The organism is Paenibacillus timonensis (genome assembly GCF_022427145.1).
Lineage (GTDB): Bacteria > Bacillota > Bacilli > Paenibacillales > Paenibacillaceae > Fontibacillus > Fontibacillus timonensis.
Genome location: NZ_JAKSXN010000033.1, coordinates 1 through 21,424, shown reverse-complemented (window position 1 = coordinate 21,424; position 21,424 = coordinate 1). Strand labels below are relative to the sequence as shown.

20 protein-coding genes are annotated in these 21,424 nt (G+C 57.0%); 3 read left to right on the top strand and 17 right to left on the bottom strand.

The window, feature by feature from the left end:
• Nucleotides 1-63: 63 nt before the first annotated feature.
• Nucleotides 64-759, bottom strand: a complete 696-nt coding sequence (locus tag MJ257_RS14205; protein ID WP_240269855.1) for a TerC family protein — start codon at nt 757-759, stop codon at nt 64-66.
• Nucleotides 760-1,207: 448 nt separating this feature from the next.
• Here MJ257_RS14205 and msrB point away from each other — a divergent pair, with 448 nt between their 5' ends.
• Nucleotides 1,208-2,188, top strand: a complete 981-nt coding sequence (gene msrB, locus MJ257_RS14200; protein WP_240269854.1) for a peptide-methionine (R)-S-oxide reductase MsrB — start codon at nt 1,208-1,210, stop codon at nt 2,186-2,188.
• 70 nt (nt 2,189-2,258) lie between these two features.
• Here msrB and MJ257_RS14195 read toward each other — a convergent pair whose 3' ends face one another.
• The gene (locus tag MJ257_RS14195) at nt 2,259-2,825 is read right to left on the bottom strand and encodes a CGNR zinc finger domain-containing protein (RefSeq protein ID WP_240269853.1); all 567 of its coding nucleotides are present in this window, start codon (nt 2,823-2,825) and stop codon (nt 2,259-2,261) included.
• A 133-nt stretch (nt 2,826-2,958) separates the two neighbouring features.
• Here MJ257_RS14195 and MJ257_RS14190 point away from each other — a divergent pair, with 133 nt between their 5' ends.
• Nucleotides 2,959-3,447, top strand: a complete 489-nt coding sequence (locus MJ257_RS14190) for a DinB family protein (protein WP_240269852.1) — start codon at nt 2,959-2,961, stop codon at nt 3,445-3,447.
• Nucleotides 3,448-3,472: 25 nt separating this feature from the next.
• Here MJ257_RS14190 and MJ257_RS14185 read toward each other — a convergent pair whose 3' ends face one another.
• Nucleotides 3,473-4,135 carry a YitT family protein gene (locus MJ257_RS14185; RefSeq protein WP_240269851.1) on the bottom strand — a complete coding sequence of 221 codons (663 nt, stop codon included), beginning with the start codon at nt 4,133-4,135 and terminating at the stop codon, nt 3,473-3,475.
• A 446-nt stretch (nt 4,136-4,581) separates the two neighbouring features.
• Between MJ257_RS14185 and hmpA the strand changes: the two genes are divergently transcribed.
• On the top strand, nt 4,582-5,796 hold the full coding sequence (hmpA, locus tag MJ257_RS14180; RefSeq protein ID WP_240269850.1) for an NO-inducible flavohemoprotein: 1,215 nt from the start codon (nt 4,582-4,584) through the stop codon (nt 5,794-5,796).
• A gap of 81 nt (nt 5,797-5,877) precedes the next feature.
• On the opposite strand, the gene MJ257_RS14175 is transcribed toward hmpA, so the two are convergent.
• The 14 genes from MJ257_RS14175 to recG all read right to left on the bottom strand — a co-directional run bounded on the left by MJ257_RS14175 (nt 5,878) and on the right by recG (nt 21,357).
• The gene (locus MJ257_RS14175) at nt 5,878-6,390 is read right to left on the bottom strand and encodes a Crp/Fnr family transcriptional regulator (protein ID WP_178022837.1); all 513 of its coding nucleotides are present in this window, start codon (nt 6,388-6,390) and stop codon (nt 5,878-5,880) included.
• Between the two features lie 145 nt (nt 6,391-6,535).
• Nucleotides 6,536-7,462: a hypothetical protein gene (locus tag MJ257_RS14170; protein ID WP_240269849.1), complete on the bottom strand. Its 927-nt coding sequence runs from the start codon at nt 7,460-7,462 to the stop codon at nt 6,536-6,538.
• A gap of 13 nt (nt 7,463-7,475) precedes the next feature.
• Nucleotides 7,476-8,816, bottom strand: coding sequence for a nucleotide sugar dehydrogenase (locus MJ257_RS14165; RefSeq protein WP_275693831.1), 1,341 nt, complete (start codon nt 8,814-8,816; stop codon nt 7,476-7,478).
• 68 nt (nt 8,817-8,884) lie between these two features.
• Nucleotides 8,885-9,694 (bottom strand): response regulator transcription factor, encoded by an 810-nt coding sequence (locus tag MJ257_RS14160; RefSeq protein WP_240269847.1) that lies wholly within the window; start codon nt 9,692-9,694, stop codon nt 8,885-8,887.
• A gap of 135 nt (nt 9,695-9,829) precedes the next feature.
• Nucleotides 9,830-11,227, bottom strand: coding sequence for a glycosyltransferase family 2 protein (locus tag MJ257_RS14155; protein ID WP_240269882.1), 1,398 nt, complete (start codon nt 11,225-11,227; stop codon nt 9,830-9,832).
• A gap of 43 nt (nt 11,228-11,270) precedes the next feature.
• Nucleotides 11,271-12,026 (bottom strand): hypothetical protein, encoded by a 756-nt coding sequence (locus tag MJ257_RS14150; RefSeq protein ID WP_240269846.1) that lies wholly within the window; start codon nt 12,024-12,026, stop codon nt 11,271-11,273.
• Nucleotides 12,027-12,051: 25 nt separating this feature from the next.
• A complete protein-coding gene (locus MJ257_RS14145; RefSeq protein WP_240269845.1) occupies nt 12,052-14,298 on the bottom strand; it encodes a hypothetical protein in 2,247 nt (748 codons plus the stop codon).
• A gap of 702 nt (nt 14,299-15,000) precedes the next feature.
• On the bottom strand, nt 15,001-15,336 hold the full coding sequence (locus tag MJ257_RS14140; protein ID WP_240269844.1) for a YolD-like family protein: 336 nt from the start codon (nt 15,334-15,336) through the stop codon (nt 15,001-15,003).
• The gene (locus MJ257_RS14135) at nt 15,333-16,568 is read right to left on the bottom strand and encodes a DNA polymerase IV (protein WP_240269843.1); all 1,236 of its coding nucleotides are present in this window, start codon (nt 16,566-16,568) and stop codon (nt 15,333-15,335) included. Before MJ257_RS14135 ends, MJ257_RS14140 begins: the two co-directional genes overlap by 4 nt.
• Nucleotides 16,565-16,951, bottom strand: coding sequence for a YhjD family protein (locus tag MJ257_RS14130; protein ID WP_240269842.1), 387 nt, complete (start codon nt 16,949-16,951; stop codon nt 16,565-16,567). The genes MJ257_RS14135 and MJ257_RS14130 overlap by 4 nt, the downstream gene beginning before the upstream one ends.
• 202 nt (nt 16,952-17,153) lie before the next feature.
• Nucleotides 17,154-17,900: a type I methionyl aminopeptidase gene (gene map / locus MJ257_RS14125; RefSeq protein ID WP_240269841.1), complete on the bottom strand. Its 747-nt coding sequence runs from the start codon at nt 17,898-17,900 to the stop codon at nt 17,154-17,156.
• On the bottom strand, nt 17,897-18,631 hold the full coding sequence (locus tag MJ257_RS14120) for a TetR/AcrR family transcriptional regulator (RefSeq protein WP_240269840.1): 735 nt from the start codon (nt 18,629-18,631) through the stop codon (nt 17,897-17,899). The genes map and MJ257_RS14120 overlap by 4 nt, the downstream gene beginning before the upstream one ends.
• A gap of 235 nt (nt 18,632-18,866) precedes the next feature.
• Nucleotides 18,867-19,157, bottom strand: coding sequence for a stage VI sporulation protein F (locus MJ257_RS14115; RefSeq protein WP_270406077.1), 291 nt, complete (start codon nt 19,155-19,157; stop codon nt 18,867-18,869).
• Between the two features lie 154 nt (nt 19,158-19,311).
• Nucleotides 19,312-21,357, bottom strand: a complete 2,046-nt coding sequence (gene recG, locus MJ257_RS14110; protein ID WP_372489807.1) for an ATP-dependent DNA helicase RecG — start codon at nt 21,355-21,357, stop codon at nt 19,312-19,314.
• Between the last annotated feature and the right edge of the window lie 67 nt (nt 21,358-21,424).

The window sequence follows — 21,424 nt, the reverse complement described above, 5'->3', positions numbered from 1 at the left end:
ACAACGCCGCGGCGGCCTGTTGAATCGGCCGCCTGCGGCGTTGTTTATTCAATTCTTGAGCTTTTATCCGCCGTTGGTTTGCGGCACGGCTTGGCGAAGACGCGCTTTGCGCTTCTTCATTTGGGTGCCAAGCAGCACGACCGCCACGACGACGAGAACCTCGAAACCGTATTTGATCCAAGGACTGGCGAACCAATCATGGATCAGCGGTTCTTCGACGATCATTTTAGCCGAAGTCCAAGCCAGCACCGCTGCCCCGATCGTAATGACAATTGGAAAACGTTCGGTCAGCTTCAAGATCATCGTGCTGCCCCAAACCATGATCGGTACGGAAACGGCCAACCCGATCACCACCAGCAGAAAATCCCCGTGCGCAGCGCCGGCTACGGCAAGCACGTTGTCGAGGCCCATCATGGCATCGGCGATGATGATCGTGCGGATGGCCGCCCACATCCGGTTTCCTGCCTTAATCTCGTGGTTTTTCTCCTCGACCAGCAATTTATAAGCGATCCAGACTAGGGCAATGCCGCCGGCGAGACGCAAACCCGGGATGTTGAGCAACTGCACGACGAGCAAAGTCATGATCACCCGGATGACGATCGCGCCCACGGTTCCCCAAACAATGACTTTCTTCTGATCCTGGTGCGGCACGTTGCGGGCAGCAAGCCCGATGACGATCGCATTGTCCCCTGCGAGGACGAGGTCAATCAAGACGATGGATAATAAGGCCATCCAAAATTCCGGCGAAAATAATTCCATTTTCTCTCCCCTTTCTCATTTTCCATGCAGCGGCCCCATTCTTTTCGGAAAACCGCCTTGCGATCGGCCGCTGGCTGATAAGGATAGTGTAACTGGCCGACGGACAATTGATGCGGCTGGGGCTACGGGAACAATCCCCATCTGGATCCAAAAAAAATGCGCCGTGTCCGTATTGGGCACGACGCAATTTATGCATCAAAAAAGACCTTTACCCAATACTCGCTACGGGCAAAGGTCTCGCTAACAACTGTTCGTTGCCAATAAAGCCGGGGGTATGTATAACTCCCGTAATGACGACTTTATTGTAGCAGCTACTCCCCTTTGGGAACCATGCATGTTTAATGGAATCATTATAGCACGTACTCTGGGAGAGCACCAGCCTTTTATGCCGGCGTTTGGGATTTGGTGCAAAAACAAGTTATAATAAATACGAAACGGAGGGATCACAATGAGTCCAGCGTCAAATTCCAATGTCAAACTGGCCACTTTTGCCGGCGGCTGCTTCTGGTGCATGGTATCGCCATTCGAGGAACTGCCCGGCATTCACGGCATTATATCCGGATATACCGGCGGTCATACGGTTAATCCTACCTATGAGCAGGTTTGCGCCGGACATACCGGCCACTACGAAGCCGTGCAAATTGCGTACGACCCGGCCGTGTTTCCTTACCGCAAGCTGCTGGAGCTCTATTGGCAGCAAATCGACCCGACGGACGAAGGCGGCCAATTTCATGATCGCGGCGATTCGTACCGCACCGCGATATTTTACCATGACGAGCAACAGCGCCTGGAAGCCGAATCCTCTAAGCAGGAGCTAGCGCAAAGCGGCCGCTTCGACAAGCCGATCGTCACCCCGATTTTGCCGGCGGCGCCTTTTTATCCTGCCGAGGAATACCATCAGCAATACCATAAGAAAAACCCGGGGCATTACAAGCTGTACCGCAAAGGCTCCGGCCGCGAGGATTTCCTGGAACGTCACTGGTCCGGTCCAGATGATCGGGAGGAACTGAAACGCCGGCTGACGCCGATGCAATATGAGGTGACGCAAAACAACGCGACCGAGCGCCCCTTTACGGGCGAGTACTGGGATCATGAGGAAGAGGGCATTTATGTCGACGTCGTCTCCGGCGAGCCGCTGTTCAGCTCTCGCGACAAATACGATGCCGGCTGCGGTTGGCCCAGCTTTACGCGCCCGCTCCGCAGCTACCATATCAAGGAAAAAACCGATACCAGCCATTTCATGATCCGCACCGAAGTACGTAGCCGACTAGGCGATTCCCACCTCGGCCACGTCTTCGAGGACGGACCGGAACCGACGGGTCTTCGATATTGCATCAATTCCGCGGCGCTCCGCTTTGTGCCGAAGGCCGATCTGGAGAAGGAAGGCTACGGGGAGTATCTCTATCTTTTCGAGGACACGCACGAATAACGACGTTCGTTATATCGTAAAACAAGGCTGCCGTATCCCGGCAGCCTTGTTCTTTTCCCCTAATTGTTCCCTAATCCTCGTCCCGCTCCATTCCGGCTTTCTTACGGGCGCGAAACCGCCGCACCTTCATCAAGTTGCCGCACATCTTATCATCGCAGTATTTCTTCGTCCGGTTGCGCGTGTCATCATAGAAGATCCAGCGGCAATCGGGGTTATCGCACACGCGAATCCTTCCCGTATCTCCCGCAAGCAGCGTTTCGCCGAAGCTCGCGGCGATCTCCGCTCGCACGTGGCGCCAATCCTCCGTCATCGGTATATATTCCAGCCGGACGTCCCCGGGTCCGCCGATCAAACGGCGGGTTACCGCATCCGGCGCCAGATGCTCGTTCAGGAGCTGCCAATCCCCATCATCCATGCCGCCGCCTTCTGCCAATTTAACCGCAAGAGCATGCAGACGCTCCCGAAAACGGCGCATCGCCAAGGCTTCTTCCGCCGGCATCGGTACAAGTGCCGCCAACTGCCAGCCGCTAAGGAAACGCTCCTGCCATACCGGGAGCTCGAGCCGATCTTCGCTGCGTCCGCTCCCGCGCCAATCATGCCACTCGCTGTTGAGAAAATCGCTCCATAATGTCTCCAACTCCAAAAGCCTCCAAGGATGTAACGATCTAATTTGTTTATTGATGGTTACATTTCTTATATCTTCTGCTACAATACCATTGTAACCCCTTAAGTCGTGATTAGCCAGTTACAATGATGAAGGAGGAATTGGGATGAGCGTAAGCGCCGTGGATTTGCTGGTATTGCAAAAGGACAACACTTGGGAACTGGAGGAATGGATCGTCCCCTTGTCGACGGCATTGGCAGGCGTTACCGGCGAGCAAGCCGCATGGGCACCGCCGGGAGGCGGCAACACGATCTGGCAAACGGTCAATCACATCAACTATTACAACGCGCGGATTCTCAGCCGCCTTAAAGGGATCGATCCGGGCGCGGCCGTCGAAACGAACGAGGAAACCTTCGCCGGAGTCGGCGGGTCGCAGGAAGAAGCCGCATGGGCCGTCGTGCAGTCCGAAACGAAGCGAATCCAGCTGGAATTGCGCGAGGTGATCGCTTCCTTATCCGAGAGTGACCTGGAAGCGCCTTACGCGAATTCGAACGAGTCGGTCGGACGCCAGCTAGCCCGCTGGTTGCTGCATGACGCCTACCATGCGGGGCAAATCGTGCTGATCCGCAGGCAGCAGGGATCCTGGAGATCCTAAAGAATCAAAAAAAACGGCCCGAGCCTTAAGCTCGAGCCGTTTTCTCTTTCATCGGGTAAGGCAGACGCATCGGCGTCAGCTGTCCCTGACCGTAATGGACGGTCCAGGTAATCATTTTGCCGGCGATCAGCACCGCCAATATCGTAAACATCGTTTCTTTGAACGGTAAATATAACAAGGAGACCGTCAGCACGACCGCATCCATGATGATAAACATCGTACCGATTTTGATGCCGGACCACTGGCTTAGCAGCATCGACAAAATATCGTCCCCGCCGCTCGCCCCGCCCGCCCGAAGCACGAGCCCCGCTCCGAATCCGGTGAGGAGACCCGATAATAACGCAGCCAACGGAAGATTGCCTTGCAGGTTCATCGTCAGCGGCGAGTATTGCTCGCACAACTCGTAAACCAGCGAAAACGTCAGCGAAGCCACCACCGTATTGATCACGAACTTATGGCCTTTCAGCCACCAAGCGAGTACCACGATCGGCAAATCCAAAGCGATCATGGTTAAGGCCGGAGGCAGGTTAAACAGGTATTTGCCAAGCAATGCCAAGCCGACAAATCCGCCTTCCGACAATCCGTTCTGAAAATTGATGTGGTAATACGTGAACGCCAATAAACTAGACCCTGCCAGCATCATTAATAATCGAGTGCCGTACGTTTGCCATCTTGCTTTTGTCCTCATTTGGAATCCCTCTTATCGTAGTTTGGTTGACCATCCGGCAACACCCTACGGAGTGAGTCCATGAGGAGTTCATCCTTCGCATGATTTCACGCTTCCTTCGTAGGTTTGTCGCCGATTTACCGACTAGCTACGAAAGGAGCTAAGTATAAGAGAGATCACAACGTTTCCAAATCGTCCTTTGGGATTTCGTCCTTCGGGGACACATGGTATCCTGATCCTTTCTTGTTAGAATTTCTTCTATTCATATTATACCACAAAGCGAATCATGACTGCACGTTATCGCCGACAAGCTTTTTTATTTTCGAGCGCATAATGTGATACTTGTCATTGCATTTTAGTAACAGTTCACATTTTGGAAATTTTCATTGTGACGGAAGTCACCTTTTTGCGTGTGGACGCTCCCTATACTGAGGTGGAACGAAATTTCCGAGAAAGAGGGTTCACCTATGCTTGACACGAGAACGATTGAAGTCATTAAATCTACCGTACCGGTTCTGGAAGTCCATGGACAAACAATTACGAAAACCTTCTATCAGACCATGTTCAAAAATCACCCCGAGTTGCTGAACGTGTTCAACCACGCCAATCAACGCCAAGGAAAACAACCTACGGCGCTGGCCAATGCGGTTTATGCCGCCGCGGCGCACATCGACCGTCTGGAAGAGATTCTCCCGGTCGTTCGCGGCATTGCCCAGAAGCACCGGGCGCTCGGGATCTTGCCCGAGCATTACCCCATCGTCGGCGAGAACCTGCTCGCCGCCATCAAGACCGTGCTTGGCGACGCCGCCACCGAAGAGATTCTCGATGCCTGGGGCAAGGCGTATGGCGTGATTGCCGACGTATTTATCAGCGTAGAGGCGGAGATGTACCGTGAGGCGGAGGAGAAAAAAGGCGGTTGGCGCGGATTCCGCCGCTTTGTCGTTGACCGTAAGGTCAAGGAGAGCGATGTCATCACCTCGTTTTACCTGAAGCCGGAGGACGGCCAAGCGATCGCCTCTTATGAACCGGGGCAATATATTACCGTCCGCGTGAAACCGGAGGGGCAGGAGTTTACCCATTTGCGCCATTACAGCTTGTCTACGGCACCGGGCCAGCCGTATTACCGGATCTCGGTGAAACGGGAAGAGGCCGCCGAGGATCGCCCGGCGGGCGTCGTATCCACCTATCTGCACACCCGAATCGGAGAAGGCGACGTGCTTGAGCTTAGCGCGCCGGCCGGCGATTTCACGCTGGATCAATCGCGGAACGTGCCGCTCGTGCTGCTGAGCGGCGGCGTTGGCCTCACGCCGATGGTGAGCATGCTGGAAACGGCGCTGCAAAGCGGAGCCAACCGGGATATCGTCTATGTCCACGCCGCCCGCAGCGCCAAGCATCATGCGTTGAAGGAACAGGTTGCCGAACTTGCGCGGACGCATGATAACCTGCGCGCCTACACCGTCTACGAAACGCCGGATACCGGCGAAAGCAGCGACAAAACCGGCTACATTGATCTGCCTTGGCTGAAGACGGTCGCGGCTGCCGACAGCGACTTTTATTTCTGCGGCCCGGTCCCGTTCATGAAGGCGGTTCGCCGTGCCTTGAAGGATTGGGGCGTACCGGACGAACGGATTCATTTTGAATTTTTCGGGCCGGCGGACAGCCTGGAAGATACGCTCAACTAACGAACGCTCCTCTCCCTCGGAGACACAAAAGCGCGGACATGGGAAACCTCCCAATGTCCGCGCTTTTGTCATGTAATCCGGTTAAGCCCGTTCGTGGCCATGGCCTCGAAGCAAGCGGTTCACCGTTTCGCGCCGCACGCCAATCAGCTGGCCGATCTCCTCCTGCGTTAAGTAATCGGTCAACGGCACGCCATGGGCGTGCTGGCCTAGCCATTTCGTGAGCAGCTCCAGACGTTCGGCCGGCGTCCCCACCGTCAAATGGTCGAGCCGCTCTTGCATGAAGCGTACCTTCTCTTGAAGGAGCTGCGCGACCTCCAGCGGTTTTTTCGGATCCTCCTGAAGCTCGCGGTACCATACCTGCGCAGGAATCGCTTCGACCTCGCTCCGCATTAAGGCGATCGCCGTCCCGTGCACCTCTTTCGGGGTGATCAAGGAATGATGGGGCACCGTTTCCCCCGGGTACAAAATATTAAACAAGACCATGTTCCCGTTCTCATGCAGGCGAGTCACTTTAAACAGCCCGCTTTTGATGTGGTACAGAAAAGAACCGTCATCTCCTTGCCGGAACAAGATTTCGCCCTTATGTAAAATCATGACAATCTCTCCATTTCCTCAAAACGCAATTAATTTTATTATAGCAAAAACGGAGAAGGCTGTCCTAATTGTCCCGGGCCTCGTGCGGAAAAACCTCCGAAAAAACAAAGGCCGTCCCGTCTATGTCTATGGGACAGCCTTCGGTTTACGGCTCGCGGAGTTTGCTATGCCAAGCCTCATAACTGTGAACGGCAATTCCGGCAAACGAGCCGTGTTTTCTTCCCAGTTCCTCCAACCTTTTCATCTCCCGGTTCAGTGAAGCAAGCGGTTGTTCATGAAAGGAGACGCCGGGCCCTTCCCGGCTTTCGCCCAGCTCGACGCCGACCCACACCCGTTTCTTTTGACGATCCGCTGCATTCAGCGTGCGCTGCGAGATTTCATAGATGCGGCCCGCGGCATCCCGGTAGGCCATGATCGCCAAATAATCGAACCGGTCCACCATCCAATCGCCCAGCGGCAGCTTTAGCGTCTCCCTCGGGTGGTCGATCTGGTCCAGCCAGAACGGAACGGCCGCGCCGATCGCGAGATCGTTATACCTCGCTTCCTCCGTCCAGGCGCGAATGCCCTCCATCCACTGCTCCACCACGGCTTTCTGGTCCGTTTGCCAACGTTCCAGCAAATAGGGTTCGACGTCCAGCTGCACGCCAGCAAACCGCTCTTCGGCCGTCGCCTCCCGGTTGAAGTCGATCACCCATTTCAGAAACGCCTCGGCCTCGTTCCGGTGCTCCCGCAGCGCCCAATCCGGATGGCCGTCTAAGGCATGCACCCGTATGCCCTCTTGGGCGGCGGCCCGGATGAAGCTGCGATAGCTTTCCGGCTTCACCCCGCCGCCGATTTGCAGGAAGATCGTGTCCACGCCCTGCTTGCCGGCAAAGTCCAGCAGCTCGGCAGGATGCTGTTCGATGACCGCCGTCTCCCAGATCCAGGTGGCTTTCGCTTGCGAACCCGATGGCCGAATAAAGGCTAATAATACAAGCAAAACCATCATCAGCATCCCGCCGATGGCAAGCAAGGCCGGCCGCTTGCTTCCCGAAAACGCCCGCAGGCGGACGAAAATCGGCGATTTGAACATCAAGGCCGTTTCCTTAACCTACGATCAACGCCGGGGATTCTTCGTTGACCTGCGCAACGGAGTGGCCGATTTTATAAACATGCGGCAGCGGATAATCGCGGAACGCATTGCGCGTATCAACGATCGGCACGCCGAGGCGGGCGATGCCCTCGTAGTCGAAATTGCTGTGATTGGTCACCAAAACGATGCAGTCGTAGGTTTTGAATTTGTCAAGCTCATAAGCGACGCTGTGAACCACGCCGCCCGATTTTTCGCGGAAGCTTGCGGCATACGGATCATAATAATCCACTTTGGCTCCGCTGTCCTTAAACAGCTCGTACACGGACAATCCCGGCGATTCACGCAGGTCGGCGATATCGGGCTTGTAAGCCATGCCGAGAATCAGGATGCGGGACTTCTTGATCGATTTGGCGTATTCGTTCATGATTTTGGACGTTTTATTCACGACGTAATACGGCATGTTGTCGTTGGTCGACTGCGCCAGCTCGATGAACTGGCTGTAGAAGCGGAATCCCTTCGCTTTCCAGCTCAGGTACATCGGGTCCAGCGGAATGCAGTGGCCCCCGATGCCGGGTCCCGGGTAGAACGGCATAAACCCGAACGGCTTGGTCTTCGCCGCGTCGATCACTTCCCAAATGTCGATGCCCATGCGATCGCACATCATGGCCATTTCGTTGACAAAGGCGATATTGACGCTGCGGAACGTATTCTCCAGCAGCTTGGACATCTCCGCCACCTTCGGCGAAGAAACCGGTACGACCGTTTGGACATACCGGGAATACAGCGCCGTCCCCAAATCCAGGCAAGCCTTCGTGGTTCCTCCGATGACCTTCGGGGTGTTGTACGTATTGAATTTCGAATTGGACGGATCGACCCGCTCCGGCGAGAAGCAGAGGAAGAAATCCTCGCCGGCCGTATATCCCAGCTGTTCCAGCTCCCATTGGATCAGCTCTTCGGTCGTCCCCGGGTAGGTGGTGCTTTCCAGCGTGATCAACATGCCCTTTTTCATATAGCGTTTCAACTGATCCACTACGGTGACGATATAGGAAGTATCGGGGTCCTGGTTCTCGCTCAGCGGCGTCGGTACGCAGATGCTGACCGCGTCGATTTCGGACAAATTCGCATAATCTGTTGTCGGAAGAAAACGGCCTGTCGCCATCGCTTCCGCCAGCGTTTGGGAAGAGATATCGTGAATATACGAATCCCCCCGGTGGATTTTATCGATTTTCGCGGCATCGAGATCGATGCCGACGACCCGGAAACCCTGCTTTACCATTTCTACCGCCAGCGGCAGTCCGACATAGCCTAGACCCACAACGCCCAATACGGCGGTTTTCGATTCAATCGCATTCATCAGCTTCTGGTAATGATTATTCACAGGTTTCTACCTCCATTTATTGTCTGTTATTTAATCGGGTCACGTTATTGGATGCAGCGGCGAATTCGGGCGTCCAGTTCCACCGGCGAAAACGGCTTGGTGATATAATCGTCCACCCCGTTCTGGAAGCACAAGCTGATCGTTTTCTCGACGCGCTGTTCCGTCAGGACGACGATTTTCGGCATCTCCTCGCCGCCGGTTTGCTGGATTTGATGAATATACGGCAGACCGTCGATGCCGTATAGATTCAGCTCCGTTAGGACCAGATCCGGCTTCCAGTCGGATATTAATTCCAGGGCGGTGATGCCGTTATCGGCCGTCATCGTCTCATAGCCCTGCATGTTCAGCCGGATTTGCAGAAACTCGCGAACCGCCGGGTCCCCTTCCACGATCAGGATCCGGCTTTTGACAAGCAGCAGGTCGGCTTTCGTAAAAATATGAATATCGTCGGAATAGTTCTGTTTGGCTTTTTCCTCCATTTGACTCAGCAGTTGCGGGGTAATCGCCGCCCGGGAGGAGAAGCTGGCCAGCGCCATCCGCGGACGATAATCGGCTATGCGCTCCTGCAGCTGCTGCTTCAGGCGCAAGCCTTGATAATGGACGGCATTCAGCGCCAGGCCCGGCAGCAGTACCGCCACGCTCCCCGGCTCATCCCCGCCCCATACGTCAAACTGAATTCCCGGTTCGGATTCCAGAATTCCCCGCACTTGGGAAGCCACGTAAGAGGGGCCGCCTTCGGAATAAATGAACAGCACCCCGTTCACCTCGTTGGCCGTTTCCCTCACGCGTTGTTCCATTTCGGCATATAAGCCGGATCGTTCCGTTTGGTTTTGCAGTGCCGTCAGGTTTGACATCATTCATTCCCGCCTTTCTTCTTCCGTAAGTTTATCCTTAAGTTTGGTGATTTCGTGAATCCAAGCCTTTCCTTTGCCCTATCATCCCCTTTCCGGCCACCGGCCGCGAAGCGGGGGAGGAGAGATGCCCAAAGGCTATGCGGATTTGGCCGGTTTCGCCGTTTTGGCGGCCGTCTCCCCTTTGTCCTGCCAGCTTTGGCGGGTCATCGTCCCCCAGGAATTGTTGTTGCGCAGAAACTGGATATGCCCCTGGATGCGCCACAATCCCCCGAGCTGCGCGTAACCGAAAAACTTGAATGCCGAAAACAACAATAGCTTGCACAAATCGGACAGCTTGTTAAAGCGCTTGAACGCAAGCTCCTCGAGCAGCAGCGCCCCGATGCTGAGCACGTAACCGCTGAGGAAATTGATCAGCCAGAACACCGCGAGGACCCGCCAATGCGTCATGTCGAGCAGCGTGTACCCGATCAGGGCGAGCAGCCCCGTGATTTTGAAATAAGGGTTTAGCGCTTCAAAAATAATGTTGTACGGCATCGTCAGGAGCCCCATCACCTTGTATCTCGGGTTAAAGGCCATGTCGTAGTTTTCGATCATGTTCTTCAGATTGCCGCGGCCCCAGCGCTTGCGCTGGTTGGACAAAATCCGGTACGTGTCCGGCGCCTGCGTCCAGCACACCGCCTCCGGACAAAACGCGATGCGGTATTTCAGCTTGTTCTCCAGCATATAGCGGTGGAGCTTGATGATGATGTTCATGTCCTCGCCGGGATACCCGCCGCGATAGCCGCCGACGGCGATCACGTAATCCTTGCGGAACAAGCCGAACGCGCCCGACACGATGATCAGCCCGTTGATCGAGCTCCAGCCGATCCGGCCCCCAAGGAACGCCTTCAGGTATTCCGTGGCTTGGAACATCGGCCAGATTTTGCGGGGCAGCGAAACCTCCTTCACCGCCCCGTTCTCGATAACGCAACCGTTGGCGATCCGTACGTCGCCGCCGATGGCCACCGTCTCCTCCGGGTTCTCCATATACATGCGGGCCATCCGGATCAATGCGTCCTTCTCCAGCAGCGAATCGGCATCGATCGAAGAGATGAGCGGATAATGCGACAGGTTGATGCCCGCATTCAAGGAATCGGCTTTCCCTCCGTTCGGCTTGTCGATTACGTACAGATGCGGATACTTCGGGTTATGGTATACCGCCGTAATCGGCTGGCAGTCGATCGTCTGACGGATGTCCGGGTTCGGCAGCGGCATCAGCTCGAATTCGTCCCGCAGCACGCCCAGCGTGTTGTCTTTGGACCCGTCGTTAATCACGATGACCTCATAGGTCGGATAATTTAGGGTCAAGAGGCATTTCACGTTTTCGATCACCGTGATCTCCTCGTTAAAGGCCGGCACCAGCAGCGAAACCGGAGGCACCAGCTCGGAGCCGGACAACGTGTTGTATTTCGAATACGCGGCCCGGCGGAAGATCGTCAGAATTTGGCGGAACGAAAACGTCATAATCGAAAAATAAACCAGGTTGACCGTCATGACGTAATACGTCGCGAACAGGCCATAGATCAGCAAAATATCCCTAAGCAGTGGTCTCCCTCCTCTCAAGCGCAAAAGCAAATCGTCCCGGCGCCGGAGCCTCCCCCGGCACCTCTTGTCCCCGCATCGTCGCCAGCGCCACCTTCACCAGATCCTCGTTCTCCTCCTTCAGCAACCGGAGCAGAAGCAGGCTGGCATCCAGCCGCGTCTCCATCAGGATATCGGCTGCGAGATGGTGTATCGGCTTGCCGTGACGCAGAAGATGGATCAACATATCCCTGAGCTGCTGTTCGTCCTCCGCGCTTTTGGCGATCGAGCGGGCGAGCACGATGCTCAGCGGACTATATTTCTGATGCTTCAACATCTCCAGCAGCCGCGGCACCGCCTCGGTCGCCCGCATTCCGCCGAGGCGGTAGGCGGCGGCGATCCGCCGCCCGTAAAACAAGCTGTCGAGCAGCTTCAGGTCTTCCCGGACAAAGCCGGCGTTGTAGCATAAATCGATCAGCTTCTGCTGCAAATCGCCCTTAAATTGCTCGATCCACTCAGTCACTCGCTGCTGGATCACCCGCCGTTCCAGATCCCCGAGCTTGCCGGGCGGCAGCGGAAGCTCCTCGGTATCGCCCAGATGGGCTTGGAGGAACAGGAAGTAGTCCTGATGCTTCCGCAGGTATTCCTTCGTTTTACGCTGAATGCGCAAATGCCGGATTTTCATGTAAAACAAGAGCAGCATGCCTATGCCGATCAGCCCCAGGCATACATAAATAAAGGCAATTGCCAGGCCAAGATGCTGACCCGCCATCATGTTTTCCTCCTTTCGGCGCCACTTATTCTCCCGTGGTCCGGCGGTCCGGCAAGCTTTGGTAGAACGCCTGCAAGGCGTAGTACCCGGACTTGAGCCGCTCGGTGTACTGCACGGTTTCCCATGGCTGCCAAACGTATTTGGGGAATGCGTCCAAAGAGACGGCTTCCCCGGTTTCTCCGCTCTCCGTTCCCGGGCCCAGAACCTCTGCTTCTCCCCGCTCCACGATCCAAGGCACGAGGGTCAAGCCGTCCGTCCCGGTCGTCGAGAAGGCACGGTCCTCCTTCAAAGGACGGTAATCAATCACTTGCCGGGAGCTGGGATCCGCAAAGCCCAGCAGCATCCAGGGAATGCGCAATTCTACCTCGTTGCCGCTGTACTGCCAAGAAGCGAGCGAATTGAAATCCGCTCTCCCCGGATCGGTCGTGCCGCGAATCAGCTTGCCGACGGTCATGTCCTGAAACGGATGAGCCGATCGGGTGTCCGGCGGCGTCATCGTCAAGCTGACCGCGAGTTTCCAGGGTTGAAACTCCACGGTTTGCTTCTCCGTCGGATCATCAAGCATCCAATATCCGTACCGTCCGTAAAGGCGGCGGTGGAAGTCGTAGCTTGGCGCCACCCGCACCTCGGTCTCCTCATCGCTCCCGATTTCCACGATCGCTTCCAAGCCGTCGCTCAGCTGAAGCCCAGGCAGCTCCGCCGCCGGCTGGTTGCCTCCGGGTTGCGTATTCGCGCCTAGCCGGATCAATCGCTTGGCCGGTTCGAACGGCTCGCTCAGCCGAAGCCCGATGTAGACGTAAGCTTCGTCGTGCGTGACCTGCAGCCGGTCGATTCCGGCCGACGGGCGATCCCAGGCTTGGACTTCACCCTCCGGCAACGCCTCCCAATCGCTTAGCTTGCCGTCGATCGTAAGGTCGTCTTCTTTGCCGGGGCCCATCGACAATAGCCCGAACTGTTTTTCGTTGGTCAACACGTTCAGCCAAAAGGCTCGCCGATCCTCCGGGATTTCGAAGCGCATCGTGTTCCACGTTTTCTTGAACCATTCGTCCTGCCACATGAACAAGATCGCGCCGGCATATCCCGTATCGTAGATATCCTTCGTCAGGGAGACGTTGATTTCACCCTGCTCCTGCTCATTATGGCCTCCCTGGTTCCGCCCGCCCCGGCCGAGGTGGGAAACGCCCAGCGAAGAAGGAACGCCATATTCGGTAATCATCACCGGGATGTCCTTATAGTAAGCTTTCAGTTCCTGCAAATAAGCCTTGTAGGTGTTGAAGTCCCCATTCCCGTCCGGGATCGTCTCCAGCGTCTCGTCCAGATGGAAAAAGTCCGGATAATACGGGTACGCGTGATAGGCGGCGAAATAACCCGCTTCCCATTTGACCGGCTGGATATGGGTCGCATCGACGCTGGCAAGGTCCTCCTCGAACAGCGGTTCGCCGGGATGCTGCAGCACATCCGTCGTCACCCAGTTCGTAAAGGTGATCGGATGCTCCCACCCGTAAGCGCGCTCCTGCCGGGCCGTGTCGTCTACCAGCTCCGCCAGCCAGCTCTCGAACGGACTGGCTTCGCCTGTCGCCGCAAAATACTGCCCTTGATAGGGCTGAATATCGGCGTGCTTGCGGTTCGTGTTGTCCACCATTTCCGGGTCCCATTCGGTACCGATATGCCAGGCCATCAGGTAAGGACCGGCATTGGCGGTATACTTGCCGCCCGACGTTCCCGGCTGCTTCGGAGCCTTCAAATCGCCGTAAACGGCTTTGACCGCTTTTTCGATCTCCCGGTGAAAGGCTTCCTTGATCCCCGGAATATAGGCGTCCTGCTGCTCGATCAGCTGCTCCTCCGGCGACCAAATGCCCTGAATGAAATAGAGGGGATCCTTTCCCTTGTCCCGGTTGTATTTGACCAGAGATTTGTAGAAAACCGGATTATGCACCGTATAAATTCGAATGACGTTTGCGCCCATGTCATCAATCTGCCGGAACCAGCGCAAGTAATCGTCCTCCGTAATCGGAAACTCCCCGGGAAAATGCCCCGGTACCGTCGCCCCCAGGTTCACGCCTTTGACGAACATTTCCTCCCAGCGGCTTTCTCCGTCATAGGCCAGAAATTTGTCGCCTTCGGTGCGGAACTTCAGCTCGGTTCCGTCTTCCGCCGCATAACTGTAATGGGGCGGTGGCCAATTCAACACGGCCAAGACCACGCAGCCTGCGATCAAGACGCCCGCCAGAACGAGCCCGATCGCCAATCTTTTTTTCGCTAATGTCGTCATCGGATTTACCCTTATTTCACCTCGCTGTTCTTCTTTTCGTGCACGTTCCGAAAAATCGAAGCCCCCGGCCGTGCCCGGCATTTCCCGGGGAGCACCGTTCTTTCGAACGGCCGCTTTCTATGCAGCTATGCAGGTGATGATTCAGTATGGCCGATTCGCACCTCCGCTTCTCAAAATCACTATTTATCATGAACCAAGCGCCCCTATCGTGTAACTAGGCTAATGGGAGTGTTTTACAGCTGGGGCTGTTTTCCGGGGGAGACGGATTTTCGGCATCCTTGTCCGGCTGGGCCATTTCGTGATAATAGACGCGCGAAATTCCTCTAGGTTTCGCTCAATTTTTACACCCTTTTCCATAATGGTTACAAAATTGATACCAAAGTCTTGTCTGAAAATCGCGTCATTCTGCGGTTTTTCGCGATTTGCCGAGGTTACAGCCCATGTCAAAAAAAGCTTCCCTGGTCCCAGCTTGGGACTAGCGTTTTTCCGTCGTCCGGGATGACGCATTTCCGTCGGGCCATCCTGCCGTGATTGGCGACTTCCTTCCTAAAAAATGACGTTTTCCCGCACTTTGCCGTCCCGGGCGTCGAAGAACAGATTTCACCGGACGTTAACAAAAAAAGCTCCCGATCGGCCAAAGGCAGATCAGCAGCTTCTTTCGTTTACCTTCCTTTTACGCAAATTTACCCGTCGTTGATCCGGCTAATCGGCCTCGGCGCCAACAATGTCCGCAAACGCGATCCATTCCGGGCCGGCCTCGGTCTGAAGGCATGCCCGCCGCCTGCCGGGATCGACTCGCGTCACGGTTCCTAGGACCTCCCGCCCCTGCCATTCTCCGAAGAGACGCAGGCGCACCGGCCTTTCGGTCCGCAGCGAGGACGTGAGAACGAGGGAAATCCGCTCGAGCTCCTGCTCGTCGAGGACGGACCGCTCCTTGCGCTCCTGACTGCGGTTGCTGCGTAAAATCGCCTCCTTGTGCTCCGGCAGCATCATCCGTGAAGACTCCCATAATCCGTTGCCATATAATTTTCCTTTCATCGGTAATGCCCTCCAATCTTGCCGGCCCGATCCCGCGCCTGGCCGGCACCGGTCAGCGATACCGCGCGAAAAATCGCCGATTCCCCGTAACGGCGTTTGATTTCGTCGGTGGCCCGCTCCAGCGCCTGGTATCTCGGCCGCTCGTCGAACAGGGTCAGCTGGTATTCGTCGTCCCGCACCAGGCCGGTCAACGTAACCCCGACCTTGCGGACCGGCTGGCCGTCCCAATGACGGCGGAACAGCCGCATCACCCCGTCGTACACCTGCTTGGTCACGTTGGTCGGATCGGGCAGCTTCATTTGCCGGTAAAACCCGGTCGGATGGTCAAAATCCGCCCCCCGGCAACCGACGCTGACGACCCCGCCCATGTAGCCCTTTTCCCGGCAACGGCGGCAGACGAGCTCCGTGAGCTCGAGCAGCGGCACTGCCGTCTCCTCCAGCGAATAGTAGTCGCGGGGCAGCGTCATCTCATGGCCGATCGACTTCTCCCCCTGATGGCTGTTCGGATCGACCGGCGAATCGTCGATGCCGTTGGCCAGCCGCCATAACACCTCGCCGTTGACGCCCCAGCGTTGCCGCAGCCGGGCCAGCGGCGTGTTCGCCAGCTCCCCGATCGTGCGGATGCCCATCCGCAGCAGATGGCGCTCCATACGGGAGCCGACCATGAACATTTGCCGGATCGGCAGCGGCCAAAGCACCTTCGAGACCGCTTCGCGGGGCAGCGTGTACAGGCCGTTTGCGTTTTTCTTGGCGAAATTGTCGCAGGCCATTTTGCTGACCGCCTTGTTGTAGCTGATGCCAAAGCGGCTGTAGATGCCGGTCTCGCGGCGGATTTTTTGCTGAATCGTCAGGGCCAGCATCTCCGGCTCGCCGAACAGCGACAGGCTGCCGGTCACGTCGAGATGCTGCTCGTCGATGCTGTACGGCTCCACCAGGTCCGTAAACTGCTTCATGATGTTCGTGATCTGCATCGACACGGAGATGTACCGCTCCATGCGCGGCCGCATCACCACCAGGTCCGGGCATTTGGGCAAAGCCGTACCCAGCGTTTCCGCCGTCGTTACTCCATACTGTTTGGCCAGCGGGCAGGCGGCCAGCACGATGCCCGATCGGCGTTCCGGGTCACCGGCCACGATCAGCGGACGATCCTTATGCTGCGGGTGATCGGCCTTCTCCACGCTGGCGTAGAAGGATTGGCAGTCCGCCAACATGACTACGCGTTCCGATTTCATGTGAACATCCCCTCTTTCCTTACATCGATCCCGAGATAGGCGCAAAGCCGGCTGGTCAGTTCCGCTTTGACCAATCCCCACAGCATGGAAAACTCGTACGTGTAGCCTCGGCATAAATAGCGGGCTTCAATCCCCAGGTTCGTCCGCCGCTCCTCGAACACCTTCAAGCCATGCTTCCGCATGCTTTGGCGTACCCGGGTCAGATCGGCGGTCGCGGCGTTCTGCAGCAAGTTGAACAGCCCTTTGTACACCTGCGGCAGCTTCAGCGAAGCCGACGCCAAAACGCGCCGGTCCCGTTCCAGCGCGTCGAGCAGCAGAGGAAGCAACACGTACTGCTTGATCATCTCCGCTTCCTCCTGCGTTTGCCAAGGAACGGGGGTCATGCGGTTCCCCTCTTCATGCTGTCTGTCATAAGCTCACCCTCTAATCAGAACGTTTGTTCCTATTATATTCATAATACGAACAAACATTCCCTATATCAACAGGTTTATGTTGGATAATTTGGCAAGGCGAAAGCGCGCAAAAAAAGCTGATCCCCTCGTCCGTTCGGACTTTGGGAATCAGCCTCGTTTTCCTGCTGGCCGCTTATTGAGCGGTTAAAATTAGCGGCCCCTCGGCCGTCAACGCGATCGTATGCTCGTATTGGGCCGACCATTTGCCGTCCGCCGTGCGCGCAGTCCAGCCGTCGTCGTCAATCGCGATGCGGAACGTGCCCTCGTTGATCATCGGCTCGATCGTAAACACCATGCCTTCCTTGAGGCGAATGCCCTTGCCCGCCGCGCCGATGTGCTCGTAGTTGGGCTCCTCATGCAGGCTGCGCCCGATCCCGTGACCTAGCAGATCGCGCACGACGGAATAGCCGTTCGCCTCCGCATGCTTCTGGATTGCCGAAGTCACGTCTCCCAGCCGGTTGCCTGGAAGCGCTTGGGCAATCCCCAACTCCAGGCATTCCTTCGTCACCCGCATCAGCTTTTCCGCCTCGGGGCTCACCTGGCCTACCGCATAACACCAGCATGAATCGCCGAACCAGCCGTCCGCTTCCACGACGATGTCCAGCTTGAGCAGGTCGCCGTTCTCCAGCGGCCGGTTCGAAGGGAACCCGTGCGCCACGACATCGTTGACCGAAGCGCAAGTTTCAGCGGGGAACCCGTTATATCCTTTCGTAAACTGCTTGCCGCCCAGCTTCGTAATATGCCGGGCTACGAAATCATTGATTTCCTGCGTCGTGATCCCGGGCTCGATCCTTTTGGCGACCTCCCGGTGACAATCCGCGACGATCTGGTTGGCCCGCTTCATTTCTTCAATCTCCCGCGGCGATTTCAAGATGATCATTTGGCTTTCACTCCTTCGATGTTCAATCGGGTGCGCTCCGATAACCGATGCAATAACAAACGCGCGATGCCCGCAGCCTCGCGGCCTAGCGTCCCTTGACGCAGCGGAAAGCCGGCGCAGCCGGCCAAAGCGGCCAGCAGCATTTCCGCCTGCCGGATTCGCTCCGCCTCGGCCCCCCGTCCCGCCGCTAAAGCAGCCGTGGTCGTTGCGGGCCCCCGCGAAGGGCCGTGCTCCAGCTCCTCCGCAAAAGGCAGCAGCACCTCTCGGCGGAACGCATCCGCCAGCGGCATCGCCCGCGCTTCCGGCAGCAGACGAAAGCCTTCCGCCGCCAGTTTAAACAGCAGATAGACGGCATGATCCTTGGCCCACAGCTTTAACAGCCGGGTGCCAGCGGCGACAAGAGGATCCGCGGCCGCTTCCCGGGCTTCATCCCTGAAACCTGCATGGGAATCAACGTCCCCGGGTCCTCTGGGGGGGACGTCCTCCGGATCCCTTCGGCCGATCCATTCCCCGGCCCGGTCCATCGCCGTCCAGAGCACGTCGTGCAGCAAATCCCCTTTATTGCTGTAATAGTGGTAAACCGTGCCGTAACCGAGCCCGGCTTCGGCCGCCACGTCCCGAATTTCCAGCGTCAGGCCTTTATCAAGAAACACGTCGGCGGCCGCGACACGAATTTGGGCAAGCCGCCGCAGCCGGATCTCTTCGTTTTGTTCCTTCGTGCGCGGTGTCATCCGCCTCAGCCCCCTTTATTTTTGACCTACTCTCATGTCAATATAAAACAAATCAAGCGGATTGGCAAGCGGGAATAAATCCCCCTCATTCAAAACCAACCGATTTATCGTTTAGCTTAACCTGCCCGGCCGCAGAGCATCCCTTTCCCTCGAACCTTCCGGAAATAGCAAAAGGCCGCCGGGGCACCGTTCCCCAGGGCCTGTCACCCGTCCCGCCGCATCGCCGCACGCTCCCCTAGCGGAACATTCCCCATAACCGCAGCAAGTGAAGCGTATTGCGGGGATCGATTCGTTGATCGATGACGAATTGGACGATTTGCTCTTCCTGGACGCCGCTCAGCCTTTCGCCAAGCACGGAAGCGGCCGTTCTGACGAGCCTGCGCACCTTGACGCGATCCTGCAAATCCGCGCGGGTGAGGCCATCGACGACCTGCTTGATCCGATCTTTGATCGTCGGATTTTTCATTTTGAGTTTGACCCGTTCGACCAACTGCGGACTGATTCCATATTGATGATAACTCGGCACCGTGACTAGCACCTCCTGTCCCGTCAATTCCGGACTTCAACCCTAATATATGACGGTAAGGCTGTCCATAGTGCTGAAAAAACAATCGGGACACCCGGCGGACAAACAAAAGGGGCATGCGCCTTCGAAGACGCCGCCCCTTCGTTTGCCGTATTCAGTCGATCAGCTCGCCTTGAAAAACCTGCTCCCGCCGCAGATAATCCCGCAGCGGACCGTGCTCGGGCGACGTCCAGAACGCCTCGCCCGCCACCATCTGGGCGGCATCGTCCCGCGCCGCCTCCAGCACCGCATAGTCGCTGACCATGTCCGCGACTCGAAAATCCGGCACGCCGCTTTGCTTCGTGCCGAAAAAATCCCCGGGACCGCGCAGCTCCAGGTCCCGCCGGGCCACCTCGAAGCCGTCGTCCGTGTCGGTCATGACCTTCATCCGCTCCTGACCGACCTCCGACTTCGGATCGGCGATGAGCACGCAATACGACGCGTGCTCTCCCCGGCCCACGCGCCCGCGCAGCTGGTGAAGCTGGGACAAGCCGAACCGGTCGGCGTCCATCACGATCATCAGCGTGGCGTTAGGCACGTCGACGCCGACTTCGACCACGGTCGTCGAGACGAGCAGCTGCACCTCGTTCTCGTAGAACGCGCGCATCACTTCGTCCTTCTCGGCGGCCGTCATCCGGCCGTGCAGCAGCCCCACCTTCATGTTCGGGAACGCCTGCTGCATCGACACGTACAGGTCGATGGCGTTCTGCACGTCCAGCTTGTCCGACTCCTCAATGAGCGGGCAGATGACGTACGCCTGCCGGCCTAGCGAGACCTCTCGTTCAATGAAGCCAAGCACGCGGTCCATCATGCTGTGTTTGACCCAGTAGGTCGTGATCGGCTTGCGTCCCTTCGGGCGCTCCGACAACGTCGATACGTCCATATCGCCAAAGGCCGTAATCGCCAGCGTGCGCGGAATCGGCGTCGCCGTCATCGTCAATACGTCGGGATTGAAACCTTTGCGCCGCAAAATGCTGCGTTGATTCACGCCGAACCGGTGCTGCTCGTCGGTCACGACCAGGCTGAGCGAACGGAAAAATACGTCTTCCTGAATGAGCGCATGCGTGCCGACAACGATATCGGTGAGCCCCATTTGCAGCGAGCCCAGCAAATCCTTGCGCTTGCGCCCCGTGACGCTGCCGGTCAACAGGCCGACCGTGATGCCGAACGGCTCAAACAGCCGGGTCAGCGAGCGCATGTGCTGTTCGGCCAAAATCTCCGTCGGCACCATGAATGCGCCCTGGTGCCCCGACTTCACCGCCGCGTACAAAGCGATCGCGGCGATGACCGTCTTGCCGGAGCCGACATCACCTTGAAGCAATCGGTTCATGCAGTAAGGCGAACGCATATCCTGCAGAATTTCCAGCTCGACCTTCTTCTGCGCATCGGTCAGCTCAAACGGCAGGCTGCGCACGAATTCCCGGATCGTGGCGTTATCGACGACATGCGCCACCCCGTCCATGCGATCATGGTTCATCGCCCGGTACGCTTGCAGCTTGAGCTGAAACAGGAACAGCTCCTCGTATACCATGCGGCGCCGGGCGAGTTGCCCCTCCTCGCTATCCTGCGGTTGATGCAGCCGCAGAATCGCCGCCTTGCGGGGCATCAGGCCGTACTTGCGCAACAGCTCGGGCGGCAGATTCTCCGGAATCATCTCCCCGTATTGCTGCAGCGCTTGTCCGATCGTTTTGCGCATCCACTGCTGCGTGATTTTGCCGCCGACGGAATAGACCGGCTGCAGGCTGCCGCTCCGCAGCGTCCCGCGGTCGGGGAACTCCGACTCCGTCACGGTGAGCTGGCTGCGGCGTATATCCCATTTGCCGGTCAGGATGATTTCACGGCCCGTCGTCAACTGGTCCTTGAGGAAATGACGGTTAAACCACGTTGCCGTAAACATCCAGTCTTCCGCGATCATTTTGCACGTTAACCGCGATTTGCGCCCGTATCGCTGCAGCACCGGAAGGCCCATGATTTTCGCCTGGATCGTCACCTTGTCCCCATCCTTTACTTCGGTCAGGGATCGCAGCCGGTAGTCCTCGTACCGGAACGGATAATATTCGATCAAATCATTCACCGTAAAGATGCCAAAGGCGTGAAGCTCTTCTTGTTTAAGAGCGCTCACGCCGCTGACCTGCTTTACGGGGATGTCATGCAAATCAATCACACCAAATCCCCCACTTTAAGAGGTAGTTCAAAAAAACATCTTTGGATCACGAAGCTCAAGCGAA